Origin of the sequence: Pedobacter sp. (assembly GCF_045627485.1) — a bacterium.
GTDB lineage: Bacteria > Bacteroidota > Bacteroidia > Sphingobacteriales > Sphingobacteriaceae > Pedobacter.
This window is the reverse complement of the sequence record NZ_JAZQNU010000138.1, coordinates 1-15,045: the sequence shown is the minus strand read 5'-3', so window position 1 is coordinate 15,045 and position 15,045 is coordinate 1. Positions and strand designations below refer to the sequence as shown.

At 41.2% G+C, this 15,045-nt stretch carries 12 protein-coding genes; 5 read left to right on the top strand and 7 right to left on the bottom strand.

Annotated features, from left to right (window positions below; translation table 11 throughout):
* Positions 1 to 55 precede the first annotated feature (55 nt).
* The 5 genes from ACR2F3_RS10685 to ACR2F3_RS10665 all read right to left on the bottom strand — a co-directional run bounded on the left by ACR2F3_RS10685 (position 56) and on the right by ACR2F3_RS10665 (position 5,696).
* On the bottom strand, positions 56 to 817 hold the full coding sequence (locus tag ACR2F3_RS10685; RefSeq protein WP_432709965.1) for an MBL fold metallo-hydrolase: 762 nt from the start codon (positions 815 to 817) through the stop codon (positions 56 to 58).
* Positions 818 to 860: 43 nt separating this feature from the next.
* Complete coding sequence (locus ACR2F3_RS10680) at positions 861 to 1,514, bottom strand: LolA family protein (protein WP_432709964.1); 654 nt, start codon at positions 1,512 to 1,514, stop codon at positions 861 to 863.
* A gap of 10 nt (positions 1,515 to 1,524) precedes the next feature.
* Positions 1,525 to 4,113: a DNA translocase FtsK 4TM domain-containing protein gene (locus ACR2F3_RS10675; RefSeq protein ID WP_432709963.1), complete on the bottom strand. Its 2,589-nt coding sequence runs from the start codon at positions 4,111 to 4,113 to the stop codon at positions 1,525 to 1,527.
* A gap of 76 nt (positions 4,114 to 4,189) precedes the next feature.
* Positions 4,190 to 4,411, bottom strand: a complete 222-nt coding sequence (locus ACR2F3_RS10670; RefSeq protein WP_432709962.1) for a PspC domain-containing protein — start codon at positions 4,409 to 4,411, stop codon at positions 4,190 to 4,192.
* A 4-nt stretch (positions 4,412 to 4,415) separates the two neighbouring features.
* Positions 4,416 to 5,696 (bottom strand): DUF2851 family protein, encoded by a 1,281-nt coding sequence (locus tag ACR2F3_RS10665; RefSeq protein WP_432709961.1) that lies wholly within the window; start codon positions 5,694 to 5,696, stop codon positions 4,416 to 4,418.
* Between the two features lie 174 nt (positions 5,697 to 5,870).
* Between ACR2F3_RS10665 and ACR2F3_RS10660 the strand changes: the two genes are divergently transcribed.
* The gene (locus ACR2F3_RS10660; RefSeq protein ID WP_432709960.1) at positions 5,871 to 7,826 is read left to right on the top strand and encodes a family 43 glycosylhydrolase; all 1,956 of its coding nucleotides are present in this window, start codon (positions 5,871 to 5,873) and stop codon (positions 7,824 to 7,826) included.
* Positions 7,827 to 7,858: 32 nt separating this feature from the next.
* Positions 7,859 to 8,758, top strand: a complete 900-nt coding sequence (locus ACR2F3_RS10655; RefSeq protein WP_432709959.1) for an alpha/beta hydrolase — start codon at positions 7,859 to 7,861, stop codon at positions 8,756 to 8,758.
* On the opposite strand, the gene ACR2F3_RS10650 is transcribed toward ACR2F3_RS10655, so the two are convergent.
* Together ACR2F3_RS10650 and ACR2F3_RS10645 are read right to left on the bottom strand one after the other, a co-directional pair.
* A complete protein-coding gene (locus tag ACR2F3_RS10650; RefSeq protein ID WP_432709958.1) occupies positions 8,732 to 9,490 on the bottom strand; it encodes a LytR/AlgR family response regulator transcription factor in 759 nt (252 codons plus the stop codon). The genes ACR2F3_RS10655 and ACR2F3_RS10650 overlap by 27 nt on opposite strands.
* 8 nt (positions 9,491 to 9,498) lie before the next feature.
* Positions 9,499 to 10,590: a sensor histidine kinase gene (locus ACR2F3_RS10645; protein WP_432709957.1), complete on the bottom strand. Its 1,092-nt coding sequence runs from the start codon at positions 10,588 to 10,590 to the stop codon at positions 9,499 to 9,501.
* A gap of 353 nt (positions 10,591 to 10,943) precedes the next feature.
* Here ACR2F3_RS10645 and ACR2F3_RS10640 point away from each other — a divergent pair, with 353 nt between their 5' ends.
* From ACR2F3_RS10640 to ACR2F3_RS10630, 3 genes are all read left to right on the top strand, one after another.
* Complete coding sequence (locus ACR2F3_RS10640) at positions 10,944 to 12,293, top strand: TolC family protein (protein ID WP_432709956.1); 1,350 nt, start codon at positions 10,944 to 10,946, stop codon at positions 12,291 to 12,293.
* A gap of 9 nt (positions 12,294 to 12,302) precedes the next feature.
* Positions 12,303 to 13,424, top strand: a complete 1,122-nt coding sequence (locus tag ACR2F3_RS10635; RefSeq protein WP_432709955.1) for an efflux RND transporter periplasmic adaptor subunit — start codon at positions 12,303 to 12,305, stop codon at positions 13,422 to 13,424.
* 22 nt (positions 13,425 to 13,446) lie between these two features.
* The coding region (locus ACR2F3_RS10630; RefSeq protein WP_432709954.1) for an efflux RND transporter permease subunit at positions 13,447 to 15,045 on the top strand (1,599 nt) is incomplete at its 3' end.

Below are 15,045 nucleotides of genomic sequence, written 5' to 3'. Positions count from 1 at the left end.
TCTTGCTGCAAATATATATTTATTCCGCAATTATTATCAACTATTTATTCAATTGTTAGACCTCAATAACTAATCCATCATAGGCCAGTTTAATGTTTGGCGGCAGTTCCTGCTCAACCTCAGCATGTAAACCCAAATTATGGCTGATGTGGGTAAAATAAGTTGTTTCAGCATTTATTTCCTTGGCAAAAGCAATCGCCTGTTCCAGGTTAAAATGAGAAATATGTGTAGAACGTTGCAAGGCGTTAACAACCAGAACTTTGCTGCCTTTAATCTTTTCGATCGAAGAAGCAGACACCGTTTTCGCGTCTGTAATGTAGGTGAAGTCGTTAATGCGGTAACCCAGGATCGGCAACTTGTAATGCATGATTTCTATCGGGATAAACAAGGTTTCGCCAATGGTAAACGGTTCCTTATCGATATCGTGGATTTGAATCTGTGGCAAGCCAGGGTAGTGGATGTCGGAGAAGATATACGAGAATTCCCTTTTTAAAGCCTTTTGTACACGGGAATCTGCGTAAATATGAATATCCTTTTTAAGCAGGTAATTGAAAGGCCTGATGTCATCTAAACCCGCTATGTGATCCTTATGCTCATGAGTAAATACAATAGCATCCAGATCTTTCACACCTGCCCGTAACATCTGGTACCTGAAGTCAGGTCCGCTGTCGATAACAATTGTTTTATCTTCAGTTTCTACGAGTACAGAGGTGCGGAGCCTGTTGTCTCTAAAATCTTTAGAGCTGCATATTTCACAGCCACAACTTATTACTGGTATTCCCTGCGATGTCCCGGTCCCTAAAAACGTTATCTTCAAAACTTAGTGATTAAAATCAGTTGCTTAATTTAGCAAAAAAAACTTACCTCAGGTCAACAACCTCCACACCTGGATATTTTTTTACATCGAATGTAAATGTCGATTCCGGTAATTTCACGTTAGGTACAAATGACTTCACATTATACGTATATGTAGTGCCATTTTTCTCGTAAATCACCGCTTTTGTTAGTCGCAGTGCATTTTTGTCAATTGTTAAACGAACTTTATTATAAGATTTTTTAGGGTCGGTAGGGGTCAGATCAATCAGTTGGTAAACTTTACTACCCACTTTACTTTCACCTGCGTACCTGGCTTTAAAACCTCTTTCATAAATGGTAAAGATCTGCGCAGGGTTCAGCGCATCAGGGTCGTTATCAACAGTAGATAATTGCACCTCCTGATCCTGTTTCAAGTGTATCCATTGGTTCTTGCCATCGCTAAACAAATCGCGATCCTCCATCACCAATTTATATTTATTGGCATTGGCCTTTACATACAATAAGCCTTTGTCTGTTTGGTTAAGCTTTGCTTTCGGATTGTTAGCCGTAATCGTGAAATCGGCTTTAACGGTGCCATAGGTTTTATATTTCTTGCTCATCGCCGTCAAAATGGCGGTCGCTTTAGCATCATTTTGCGCAAAAATGGTGTTGCTCATACCAGTGAAAACCAGCAGTAACACCAAGATATTTTTCATCATGTTCTTTTATTTATTTACTCTTCAGGTTATCCAAGAACTGTTCCAAAGCGTAATCATCTGGAATCAGTACCTCACGGGCCTTACTGCCTTCAAACGGCCCAACAACCCCTGCGGCTTCCAATTGGTCAATGATTCTTCCGGCACGGTTGTACCCTAATTTCATCTTGCGCTGTATCAGGGAAGTTGAACCTTGCTGGTGCATAACAATCAGTCTGGCTGCATCTTCGAACATCGAATCACGGTCGGAGGCATCAAAATCCATCTTCGCATTTTCTGCCGCTTCATCCACATATTCAGGAAGCTGGTAGGCTTCCGGATAACCACGCTGGTTACCAATAAATTCAGATATGCGGTCAACTTCCGGTGTATCCACAAAGGCACATTGTAGACGAATCAGGTCATTTCCCGTCGATAACAACATGTCGCCACGACCAATCAGCTGATCAGCACCACCGCTATCTAAAATGGTACGTGAATCTATTTTCGACAATACCCTGAAGGCTAATCTGGCCGGGAAATTGGCTTTAATGGTACCTGTAATAATATTTACAGACGGTCTTTGTGTAGCCAGCACCAGGTGTATACCTACCGCCCTGGCAAGTTGTGCTAAACGTGCAATCGGTGTTTCTACTTCTTTACCGGCAGTCATCATTAAGTCGGCAAACTCATCTACAATCAGTACGATATAAGGAAGGAACCTGTGTGAATTGTTTGGATTCAACTTCCTTTTAATGAACTTCTCGTTGTATTCTTTAATGTTCCTTACCTGTGCATCTTTTAACAGATCGTAACGCTGATCCATTTCAATACATAGCGAGTTTAAGGTCGTAATTACTTTCTTGGTATCTGTAATAATCGCATCAGCTTCTCCTGGTAGTTTGGCTAGAAAGTGACGTTCAATTTTGTTAAATAAGGTCAACTCCACTTTTTTAGGATCCACCAATACAAACTTTAATTGTGAAGGGTGTTTCTTGTACAATAGGGAAACCAGGATCGAGTTGATCCCAACCGATTTACCCTGGCCGGTAGCTCCGGCCACCAGTAAGTGGGGCATTTTTGCCAAATCGCCTATATACACTTCGTTTGAAATTGTTTTTCCCATCGCAATAGGCAGGTCCATGGTGGTTTGCTGGAACTTTTCTGTTTCCATGATACTGCGCATGGATACCATTTCCGGGTGCAGGTTGGGTACTTCAATACCAATGGTTCCTTTTCCAGGCATCGGTGCAATAATCCTGATCCCAAGCGCCGCTAAACTCAGGGCAATATCGTCTTCAAGGTTTTTAATTTTTGAAATCCTCACACCGGGTGCGGGAATAATCTCATATAAGGTAACGGTTGGCCCGATGGTCGCTTTAATTTTATCAATTTCGATATTGTAGTGATTCAGCGTCTCTACAATTTTATTTTTATTAACCTCCAGTTCTTCTGCATCGACGGATATCTTATTAGAACCATAATTTTCTAACAAGCCCAGGTGCGGAAATTTATAACTCGCCAGGTCTAAAGTAGGGTCGTAAGTTCCAAACTGTTCAACCAGTTCTTCGGCTTTTTTCTCTTCCTCGGTTTTTTCTATGGTTAATTCAGGGTCCGCGTAATCCGGTGCTGTGTATTTAGGTTCACGCATCAAGGTTACCGGGTCTACAACCAGCGGAACTTGCATTACATTGGCCACAGGTGGTTTTGGTGGCGCAGGGACCACTTTTTCAAATTTCGGTTCTTCAGGTTCCACGCGAGGTGCTTCCCTGGGTTCCGGTGTTAACACAATGTCCTGTGTCTTCTTTTTCTGGTTAGCAAAACGGTCATTCAGGGTAAATTCTACCGGCTCCGAACGTGGCTCATTAGCCAGCACCACTTCTTTTACTTCGGTTATGTCGGGCTCCACATCCAGGTTAAAAGTCTTCTTTCTTTCCGGAAGTTTAAAGTCGATGTTATAAGCGATAATTAAGATAGTGAGCGCTAAAAAGGTGAGTAATCCACCAACACCAGCCACACCAATCTGTGCTTCCAGCAGGCGGTTGCTCCAGTAACCAAATTCACCCTCCAGGAAGTGTGGTGCTTCAGAAACAAAAGAATGGGCAAAACCAACAGCAATGGAGATAAATAGCAAGAAAAACAAGCTGTAACCCAATGTTTTTTCCATCGGGAATATCTTTACTTTGAACAACAGACGGTAGCCGATCACAAAGAATACAAACACAAATAAAAACGAAGCAATACCGAACCATTCATAGATAAACTGGTGCGATAACAGGGCGCCAAATTTGCCTAACCAGTTTTGCACAACTGGGGTTACATTTGCGGCCTTTAATTCATCGAAAGTTTTAAACAAATTGGACCAGCCGCCATTAGCGTCGATCACATAACTATAGTCATCCTGCCAGGTAAACAGGTAGGAGGTAAACGCGATGACAAAGTATAAGGAAAGAATCAGGAAAAACAGCCCCACGATCTTGATGAAACGGCCATCCTGAAAGTCGAAACTTGGTATATTCTCGAAACGTCTGCTGGCTGGTCTAGAGGATGACCTGGCACCTGGTCTTTCACCAGATTCATTTTTGAATGCGTTCGCTTTAAATTGGTTTCCCTTAAGTGCCATTTTTTTATTCGTATTTATAATCAACAAATATAAAATTTATAGTTGTTAATTATGCAGTAGTAAGGCCTGAGGAGAGCTAAAGATCCCAAATTCCCAATCTTATTTTCTTTATATACCGTCGTACATCTAAAACAAATGCCGCCAATACATAAATTACGATAGGAAAACCCACCGCCAGGAATGAAGCGTAAATGAAGAATAACCTGATCCTGCTGATAGATATGTCTAGTTTTTCGGCAAGGTAAGTGCATACTCCAAAACTCTGTTTTTCAAAATATGTAACCACTCGTTGAAACATTTTGTTATCTATTTAAAATTTTTATTCCTATTGTACAATTTAAACATTTTTTTTGACAACAAAAATATTTATTTAACTGCAGTAGTGCCTGGCTGGTCGCGGCGCTCTCCATCGCAACCCCGGCAAGTTGATAGGGGGCTACAATTGAATTTCTTTCTGCCGGCAGGAAGCTTAACAGCCCGAATGCCCTTTCCGTATATTTTTCCTGGTCAGTGTATTTCCCATAAACGTATAGAAAAATACAAATGGTATTGATCAGTATATTTTGTACCGAGGATGTTCCAATTTGTGGATTTGTTTTTACACTGGGTTTTTTAAAGTGGTAATGCGTTTCCCAATAGGGATTTATGGGAAGTAATGTGAACAGTTTGTGGTAGTCCTGAAATTGGTCGACGGACAAAAACAGGTTGAATAAATTTGGGTGTCTTTGTAGTAATCCGGAAAGCTGTGCCAGTCTATAGGTGGGAAAATTTTCCGGGCGCATTCTTAACATCTTCCACAACGACACCGGCATCGGGCAGAGGTTATGCTTACGTTGTAAAAAAGCATATTCGATTTTTAATTGCGCCGGGTATTGTTCCGTAAAAGGGCCTTCCAAAAAACCTGCCTGTCCGAAAAGCAAGGCTTCCAGCTGCATGGGATTTCGTTGGTATTTTTTAAGCAATTGCAAATCCAGCCGCTCGGCTAATAGTTCGATGGGTAGGGTATTAACTTTGAAACCAAAACTCCGGCAAAGGAAATAATAAAAGGTTTTCTCCCAGTCGCCTTTGTTTTTATCCAATAGCTGGTAAATGGCCTGTGTTTTGTTTTCAAACCTTTCAATCAGTTGCCGGTCCAGTACCAGGCGGATGCTCAGCGCATCAACCGTGTGTAGCTGCCGCTCGCATGGAAAACGGCTGGTCGCATTAATCAATGCATGATAATGGTTATACAAGGTTTCCTTAAATTTCCCTTTTAGCGACAATACCGGAATCTCTGAACCGTTTCGCCTGTAAATGACCTTGTCGTGCTCATATACTACATGCAAAATTACATTTTCATAGGCCAGGTCATCCTGATGTTTGTGAAGCAGCCAATCCGATGACCGGTAGTGTATTTCCACTTGCCCTGCCCAAAGGGTGTCGTCTAGCTGAATTTTAGCTTCCAGGAAATCCGGACCAGCATTTTTATTGCTTACACCGGGGTGGATGACACGGATTTTCCCGCCTGGGTTCGCGTACATGGGTTCCCTATGGTAAAGCCGGAACTTCCAGATAAAGTGTAAAAACTCTTCTTTGAACAACATTTCTTAAAGCTAACCAAAGCGCTTTTGTTAAACCTCTTTATTTTTTAATTGTCGCTCCATCATGAATATGACTTGGATCTAGCCTGCGATTTTTATACGTTAAATTGACGTTTATAAAACTTTCAACTATCTTAGCTGTGCTACCTGTTTCTGCTAACCAAATATCTTCGACCGATGTTAAAAATTACCTGCACATTCCCGCGCTTGCTGCCATTTTTTTTGTTATGCTGCTGGCAGAACCTTGCTTTTGCGCAAGCTGTTAATAAAGACTTTACCGGATACCTTTTTGCTTATTTTGAAGGTTCAGGTAACAAAGAAACTCAGGAGCAACTCCGACTGGCGGTTAGTCAGGATGCGGTGTCCTGGTTTGCATTGAATAATAACGAACCTATCATCCCCTCAAGTGAAATTTCCCAGACTGGTGGTATCCGTGACCCTCATTTATTGCGGGGTGCACGGGATGAAGCCTATTATCTGGTGGCTACCGATATGTTTACCATGAAAAACGGTTGGGACAGCAACCCGGGAATCACCATGATGAAATCAACGAATCTAACGGACTGGAAATCTAATGTCATCGATCTGGCAAAAACATATCCTAAGAAGTTCGGTAAGGTGAAATGGGTATGGGCACCGCAAACCATTTACGATGCAAAAGCTAAAAAATACCTGGTTTATTTCACCGTGAGGCAACATGCCGACGATAAGCTGGATTTTTATGCTGCATATGCCAATAAGGATTTTACAGGCTTTGAAAGTGAGCCTAAATTATTGTTCAGTCCAAAGTATGGCGGTATAGACGGTGATATCGTGTATAAAGACGGGCTTTATCATTTGTTTTTTAAAGGAAATACTAAAGACAACACCGGAAAGGAAATAAAAAATGGTATTCAGCAAGCCACCAGCCGGTCGCTCCAAGGGCCATGGAAAGAGGATTTTAAATATCTCGATGCCTATGCCGACAGTACAGTAGTGGTAGAGGGGTCGAGTATTTTTAAACGCAATGATACTGACGAGTATATTCTTATGTACGACCTCTACACCAATGGGCGCTATGAGTTTCAGCGCAGTACTGACCTGTTTAACTTTACTAAAAAACCGCAGGGTTTTACCAAGAACTTCCATCCAAGGCATGGCAGCGTAATCAGCATCACAAGTAACGAAGCCAGGCAATTGCAGCAAAAATGGCCTGGTGTACCCGGCTCCTTATTGCAACCAGTAAGCCCCGATGACCGTTATCGATTTAAGTCAACTGGTAATCCCATCATTAAACATCATTTTACTGCAGATCCGGCGGCCGTTGTAAAAGGTGATACCCTCTGGTTATACCCGGGTCACGATTTTGCTGGCGGACAAAGAAATTACAAGATGAAAGACTGGCTGGTGTATTCTACTACCGACCTGAAGAACTGGACGGAATACCCTGTTCCTTTAAAAATAACTGATTTTTCCTGGGCCAAAAGTGGTGATGCTTTTGCCGGAGACGTGGTAGAACGTAACGGTAAATATTACTGGTATGTGAGTACCAACTGGTCGGGAATTGGTGTGGCTGTTGCCGACCGACCTGAAGGGCCATTTAAAGATGCGCTTGGCAAGCCGTTATTAACCACAAAAGATTGTTTTGCTTCCAGCCATGCATGGGCATGCATTGATCCTGCCGTATTTATTGATGATGATGGCACCGCCTGGATTTTCTGGGGCAACAGGGAAGGTTATTATGCTAAGCTTAAAGATAATATGATTGAAATTGATGGAGAGATCAAGCAGATCAAGTTTCCCGGACTAAGCTTTACAGAAGCGCCCTGGGTACATAAATACAATGGTAAATATTACCTGAGTTATGCCACAGTATTCCCTGAAAAAATTGCCTATGCTATGGCAGATAAAATCGATGGTCCTTATGTGTATAAAGGCATTATAAATGAAATTGCAGGAAATAGTAACACCAATCACCAGGCAATCATTAAATTTAAGGACCAGTGGTATTTTATTTATCATAATGGCGGTATCAATACGGATGGGGGAAGTTATAGCAGGTCGGTCGCCATGGAGAAATTATATTACCATCCAGATGGAACGATAAAACCCATCGTCATGACCACAAACGGGGTACACACGGAGCAGAATTAAAACGATTATTCACCATCAATTGAGTAAAACAAATGAAAAGTTTACTGATCTTTGCCTTATTACTATTCGCCACTTTGGCACATGCTCAACAAGAAGTGATTAAATTATACCCCGGAAAAGCGCCTGGTTCTGAAAGTTGGAACTGGAAAGAAGCAGAGGAAAACTACAATCCTAAAAGTCCGCATTTATATAATGTGGTAGATCCCACACTTACGGTATTCAGACCAAAAGCTGCACAAAAATCTGAAACTGCGGTGATTGTGGCCCCGGGAGGTGGTTTTCAAATGTTAGCTTTCGAAAAAGAAGGAACCGCTGTAGCCAAATGGCTCGCCGACAGAGGTGTAACCGCGTTTGTGTTGAAATACCGTGTGAATCGCACCAAAGGCACACATCCTGGCGAAGAGTTGGGCCAACTATTAGCTGCTACACCTGCGGGTACCCCGGTTGCTTTTGGTGAGGTAGTGGAATTTGCAATGAATGATGGGCTTGAAGCCGTCAAATACGTTCGTGAACATGCTTCAGAATATGGCATTAATCCAGGGAAAATAGGGTTTATGGGTTTCTCTGCCGGTGGAACCGTTACCATGTCTGTGGCCATAATGGGTAAAGGTGTTACTCAGCCAAACTTTATTGCACCTATATATACTTATTTAAGCGCAGCAATTGGAAACCAGGTACCCAAAGAGAAGATGCCTGCTTTTCTGGCAGCCGCTTCAAATGACGGACTGGGTTTAGCACCACACACTATTGAAATATACAATAAATGGTTAGCTGCCGGCCAGGAAGTAGAATTACATATCTATGAAAAGGGCGACCATGGTTTTGGCATGAGTAAGCAAGGTTTACCTTCTGATACCTGGATAGATCGTTTTGGCGATTGGCTGCAGTCGAAGGGCTTAATAAGTTTACCTGTCGAGCCACTGCTTAAATAAAGTGGCTTTTTCCCTGCTGATATAGATTTCTACGTCTTCAGGGCCGTTTAAAATCACTTTTAGTTTGCCGTTGAAATAGTTGTGAATAGATTTAATGCTGTCGATACTAATCAGGTGCTGGCGGTTCGCCCTAAAAAATTGGTCAGGATTTAGCTGCTCTTCCAGTTCATCCATGGTAAAAAGGACCGCCTGTATGTCGCCATTAGCTAGCACGAGGTGCGACACTTTAAACTCCGAGTAGATATAACTGATGTCTTGCACGGCAATGGTTTTATAACCATCGTGTATAGGAATTAAAAATCTGGAACGATAAACTGCACCAGGTTTTTTAATAATGTCCATCAAACCACTGATCATGGCCCCGGTTTGGTTTTGCGTAGAAAATTGTTTGTATTTATTTAAGGCGCTAGCCAGTTCCAGTTTATCTACCGGTTTAAGCAGGTAATCGATGCTGTTTACCTTGAATGCTCGAATGGCATACTCATCGTAGGCCGTGGTAAATATTACAGGTGCTGTAATGGTGCAAAGCGAGAAAATTTCAAAACATAGTCCGTCGGCCAAACGTACATCCATTAAAATCAGGTCGGGTTCATCATTTGCGGCAAACCACTCCACACTGTCACTTACGCTTTCTAATATATCGACCACCACAACGTCTGGATTTATCTCTAACAGCAGATTTTGTAAGCGGTTGGCATTCCTTTGTTCGTCCTCAATGATCAGTATTCTCATAAGTATTGTTATAAATTCAGCAAGGGCAATTTAACAATAAACTGGTCGGCAGTTTCCTGGATATCTACATTTTGATCAGATAATAATTGATAACGGCTATGAATGTTTTTGATCCCCAGGCAAGTAGAGGGAATATTGTAATTTAGTCGCTGCAGGGTGTTGGTAACCTTTAAACGGTCGTCGCCATCCACGCTGATCGTAATTTGCAGAGGTTTAGAACGCGATGCGGTATTGTGTTTGATGGCATTTTCAATAAGCAGCTGCAGGGTAATAGGGGGAATACCTCTTTTCATGGTGGCCTCGTTTACATCAATATCCATTTTTACATTATCACCGAGTCTGATTTTGATTAAGTAGAAGTAAGCCTGGGCGAATTTTATTTCCTCTGCTACGGAAATGATGTTTTTGTTCAGGTTGATGATCATGTAGCGGTATACCCGCGACAGGTTATCCAGGAAATGTTGCGCCAGGGCAGGATCCTCTGCAATAAGTGCAGAAAGGGTACTGAAGTTATTAAACATAAAATGAGGGTCAAGCTGCGCTTTAAGCGATTCTAGCTGGGCCTCTAATGCAATCTGCTTTAATTCGACAGTTTTTACATTGAGTTCTGCCGTTTCCATTACGGCATCTTTCCATTTTTGAAGGAAAAAATTTCCGGTATAAATCAAACTAATCAGTGTTGATAACAGGAGACTAACCACAAACATCTGACGTAAGATCATGTGGTCAACGTTAGACAATCCTGAATCACCTTCAAAGATGTAAATAGAGGTGCGCAGAAAAATATACAGAAATAACGTAGTTAATATGATTTGTATGATAAACTGGGTTAAAAACCGTTGTAGCGGATACATGACCCATGGTAGTTTCTTGTCGAGTCTTCTGGCCAGAATAAGGTTGATTTCTGTAAGCGACAGGCAAAAGAAGAGTACGAATATCCATTCTATAGTAATTTGCGCGGCACTACGATTGAAGTAGGCCCCCCAATCGCGAAAGGGGTCTACCAGAAAGGCAAGTAAATAAAAGCCAAGAAATACAATGGGTATAAAGATGAACCTGAAATATTTATAAAAGTCTTTATTTGGTTGAGTAACATTCATGTTGTGCAAAAATACGGGTAATAACGCCCAAACTTATTGGTTACTTACTGAATAGCTGCTTTTTGACACTAAAACGGTTAAAGATCTATCTCAAATGTTACTATTTCCTGGTGGAGGGTGTTGGCGCGGGTAAGGCCTCCCTAACACATTTGAGTGCGTCCATGCTTCGCTTCAGGCTAAATTTTACTTTGTTCGGTAAATTGCCAATAATTTTTGTTAAACACTTTCTTACTTTTGCATCGTTTAAATCCGAGAAATCCGATTTAATTAACAAGACATTATTTGGTTTTGGATCACCTTTTTAAGATATCCGGAATTATTTTGTCATCAACATCTTAAATAGAAGTAAATTAATGAAAGTCTACAAATTATTCTTCGTGTTACTCGGGTTTATCCCTATATGGAGTTCCGGATCCTTATTTGCACAAACAAACCAGGAAAATGAAATTCTCTTAAACGCAACATTACCCCAGCTTATTGATTATGCATTAAAAAACAAACCTGAAGTTAAACAGGCTATAATCGATGAGGAAATAGGGGAGCGTGATATTAAGTCGGCGCTATCAGGGTGGTTGCCTCAAATTAATGCTAACGCAAATTTCAACCACAATTTAAAGCAACAAGTTAACGCCCTGACTACTAACGGCGAAACGAATTACATTACTTTTGGTACTAAAAACACATCCGGTATTGTATTACAGGCTGATCAGCAGTTTTTGAATGCAGGTTTAATCCAGGCATCTAAATCTGCCAAGTACTACCGCGAGCAGTATAAAAGAACAACAGAAAGCAAACAGATCAATACCATCGTAGAGGTGAGTAAAGCTTTTTTTGATATTCTAACCAGCCAGGAGCAGTTAAAGATTATTAACGAAAACATAGCCCGTTTAGAAAAGCAACTGAAAGATGCAAAGGCGCAGTATGAAGGTGGTTTGGTTGATAAAACTGATTACCAGCGTGCACAGATCAGTTTGAGTAATTCTCAGGCCGATAAAAAGAGAACCGAAGAATTGCTAAAATACAAATACGCTTATATTAAAGGTTTAATTGGCTATAACCCTGAGCAAGAATTCAGCTTAACATTCGATACGCAGACCATGGAGCAGCATGTGTTGTTAGATACAACACAAATACTTAGTCCGCAAAACCGTGTTGAATACCGTTTACTGGAAACTCAGAGAAACCTGCAGAAAATAAACACCAGTTATAACAAAGCGGCTTATTTGCCAAGGTTATCTGGTTTTATCAATCACAGCTGGAATTATCTGAATAATGATTTTAGTGAATTGTATAACCAGAGTTATCCGGGATCGGTTGTCGGCTTAACCTTAAATGTGCCGATTTTCCAGGGTGGCAAACGTACACAGGAAATCAAAAAATCTCAATTGTTGGAAAGACGGATCGACCTTGATCTTGAGGATACCAGAAACCTGATTAACACACAATATGAGCGTGCATTAGCAACTTATAAATCCAATTTGAACGATTGGAAAACGGCTAATGCCAATGTTGAGATCTCAAAACAGGTTTACAACACCATCAAATTACAGTATGACGAAGGTATTAAAACCTACCTGGATTTGATGACTTCAGAAACTGATTTAAACACGTCACAACTCAATTACCTTAATTCACTTTACAGCTTGTTATCTGCAAAATTAGATGTTCAACAGGCTTTAGGCACCATAACTATTAATCCTTAATTAACAGCAATGAACTTTAATCGTATACAATCAGGTTTATTTATACTTGGCACAGTCATATTAGCATCTTGCGGAAACTCTGAAAAAAACGCTCAGCAAGCCGGACCACCACCACCAACGCCGGTAACTACTTCTACGGTTTCGGAAGAAGATGTAACCATTGTTGATACTTATCCGGGTGTTGTGGTTCCTTTAAATGAAGTAGAATTGCGTGCCCAAGTTGGCGGATATATTACTGCAATTTATGTTAAGGATGGACAAAAAGTAACTAAGGGTCAAAAGCTTTATGAAATTGACCGTACTAAATATATAGCTGCTCAACGTTCGGCACAGGCTGATCTGCAAATGGCAAAGTCAAACTTAGCTAAAGCTAAAAAAGATGCAGAACGCTATACTAAATTAAGCGAACAGGAAGCCGTTGCAAAACAACGTGTTGACTATGCTTTAACCGATCTTGCTAATGCAGAATCTCAGGTTGCTGCGGCACAAGCCAATTTGGCAAATGTCAATGCAGATCTTCAGCGTTCGGTAATTGTGTCTCCTTTAAGCGGTACCATTGGTATTTCACAAGTGAAATTAGGTGCATTCGTAAGCCCTGGTAGCACTTTAATTAACACTGTTTCAACCACCAATCCTATTGCGGTTGATATCTCGGTAAATCAAAGAGATATTGCACGTTTTGTTAAACTGCAGCAAAATCCTTCAGCCATGAAAGATTCTGTTTTTACGCTTGAAATGCAGGATAAAAGTGTGTATCCAATGTCGGGTAGAATTGTTGCCATCGACCGTGCCGTTGACCCAACAGCTGGTACCATCAAAGTTAGAATCAGCTACCCTAACAGTAATAACAGCTTGTTAGCTGGGATGACCTGTAACGTAAAGGTGTTAAACAGATCTGAAGGCAGACAATTAACCATTCCATACAAAGCGGTTACCGAGCAATTAGGTACCTACAGTGTTTATGTTGTTGGCGACAGCAGTAAGGCGCAACCGGTTATTGTGAAACTAGGAAGTGTAATGGGCGACAAAGTAGTGGTTAAAGATGGTCTTAAAAAAGACGATGTGATTGTATCCGAAGGTCAGCAAAATGTTAGACCAGGTGCAGTTGTAGCCCCAGGTCCAGCCAAATAATATTTAATTCAACAAAGATTATATGATATCAGAAGTATTTATACGACGTCCGGTCACGGCCATCGTTATATCCATATTAATTGTCTTGATCGGTACCATTGTGCTTACCACATTGCCGATCAGTCAATATCCAAACGTTGCGCCGCCAACGGTTACAGTAGCGGCAACCTATACAGGTGCTGATGCAGAAACAGTAGAACAAACGGTGACTACACCGATCGAGAGTCAGATCAATGGTACACCGGGCATGAAATACATGAGCTCATCAAGTACAGCCGACGGACGTTCGACCATTACAGTTACTTTCGAAGTAGGTACCGACATTAATATTGCGGCCCTTGATGTTCAGAACAGGGTAGGTATTGCAGAACCTGCATTGCCGGAAGCGGTAAGGCGTTTAGGGGTTACTACTAAAAAAGCCAATACCGATATGTTAATGGTATTGGGTTTGTATTCTCCAAACGGTACTTACGACCAGAAATTCCTTTCCAACTATGTAAACCTTTATGTGAAGGATGCCTTATTAAGGGTTCCTGGTGTGGGTGATGTTACGGCGTTCGGACAGCCATTTAGTATGCGTATCTGGTTGGATGCAAGCAAAATGGCTAGTTTAGGTTTAAGTGCGGCAGAAGTTAATGCTGCAATAACAGAACAGAATTCAAGAATGCCCGGTGGTAAAGTTGGGGGTGCACCTCAAATGGATAACCAGACTTTCGAGTTTAACGTGATTTTAGATGGTGATTTAAGCACTGAAGAAGAATTTAGAAATATCATTGTTAAAACCTCTGCTGATGGATCTGCGGTTTACCTTAAAGATATTGCAAGGGTAGAGTTAGGTGAGTTTTCTTATGCCACCGTAGCGAAACTAGATGGTAAAGTTTCTTCCATGATGGGGGTTTATCAAACACCAGGCGGTAATGCGGTGCAAACTGCAGAAGGTATTAATAAAGCGTTAGAGACTTTAAAGAAATCGTTCCCTGACGATTTAGACTATACCATTGGTTACGAAACGGTATCTATTGTGAATGTGTCGATCAACAGTGTGGTTCACACCTTGATTGAAGCCTTGATTTTGGTAACGCTAGTTGTATTTATCTTCCTTCAAAGTTGGAGAGCTACACTTATTCCGGTAATTGCGATTCCAGTATCCATTGTTGGTACATTTATTTTCTTCACCCTGTTTGGTTTTTCTGTAAACATTTTAACCATGTTGGCCTTTGTATTGGCCATTGGTATTGTAGTGGATGATGCCATTGTTGTGGTGGAAGCGGTACAGCATTATATGGATCATGAGGGACTTGACGCGCCAGAGGCGACAAGAAAAGCGATGAAAGATATTACTGCACCGGTTATCGCCATTGCCTTAATTCTTGCTGCGGTATTTATACCGGTAGGTTTTATTCCAGGTATGGTAGGCCAGTTATATCAACAATTCGCCATCACTATTGCGGTATCTGTATTGATTTCAGCTTTTATCGCATTGTCACTTACTCCGGCATTGTGTTCGATCATGTTAAAACCGATGAAACTGAACAAAGAATCGAAAGGTTTGAATAAATGGTTTTATAAATTTAACATGTGGTTTGCCCGTGTAACCGCTACCTATTCTGAAGGCGTACGC

Coding starts and splice junctions, on each gene's coding strand:
- ACR2F3_RS10675 (WP_432709963.1), bottom strand. CDS start 4,113: ATGGCACTTAAGGGAAACCAATTTAAAGCGAACGCATTCAAAAATGAA.
- ACR2F3_RS10655 (WP_432709959.1), top strand. CDS start 7,859: ATGAAAAGTTTACTGATCTTTGCCTTATTACTATTCGCCACTTTGGCA.
- ACR2F3_RS10635 (WP_432709955.1), top strand. CDS start 12,303: ATGAACTTTAATCGTATACAATCAGGTTTATTTATACTTGGCACAGTC.
- ACR2F3_RS10670 (WP_432709962.1), bottom strand. CDS start 4,411: ATGTTTCAACGAGTGGTTACATATTTTGAAAAACAGAGTTTTGGAGTA.
- ACR2F3_RS10680 (WP_432709964.1), bottom strand. CDS start 1,514: ATGATGAAAAATATCTTGGTGTTACTGCTGGTTTTCACTGGTATGAGC.
- ACR2F3_RS10640 (WP_432709956.1), top strand. CDS start 10,944: ATGAAAGTCTACAAATTATTCTTCGTGTTACTCGGGTTTATCCCTATA.
- ACR2F3_RS10650 (WP_432709958.1), bottom strand. CDS start 9,490: ATGAGAATACTGATCATTGAGGACGAACAAAGGAATGCCAACCGCTTA.
- ACR2F3_RS10665 (WP_432709961.1), bottom strand. CDS start 5,696: ATGTTGTTCAAAGAAGAGTTTTTACACTTTATCTGGAAGTTCCGGCTT.
- ACR2F3_RS10660 (WP_432709960.1), top strand. CDS start 5,871: ATGTTAAAAATTACCTGCACATTCCCGCGCTTGCTGCCATTTTTTTTG.
- ACR2F3_RS10645 (WP_432709957.1), bottom strand. CDS start 10,590: ATGAATGTTACTCAACCAAATAAAGACTTTTATAAATATTTCAGGTTC.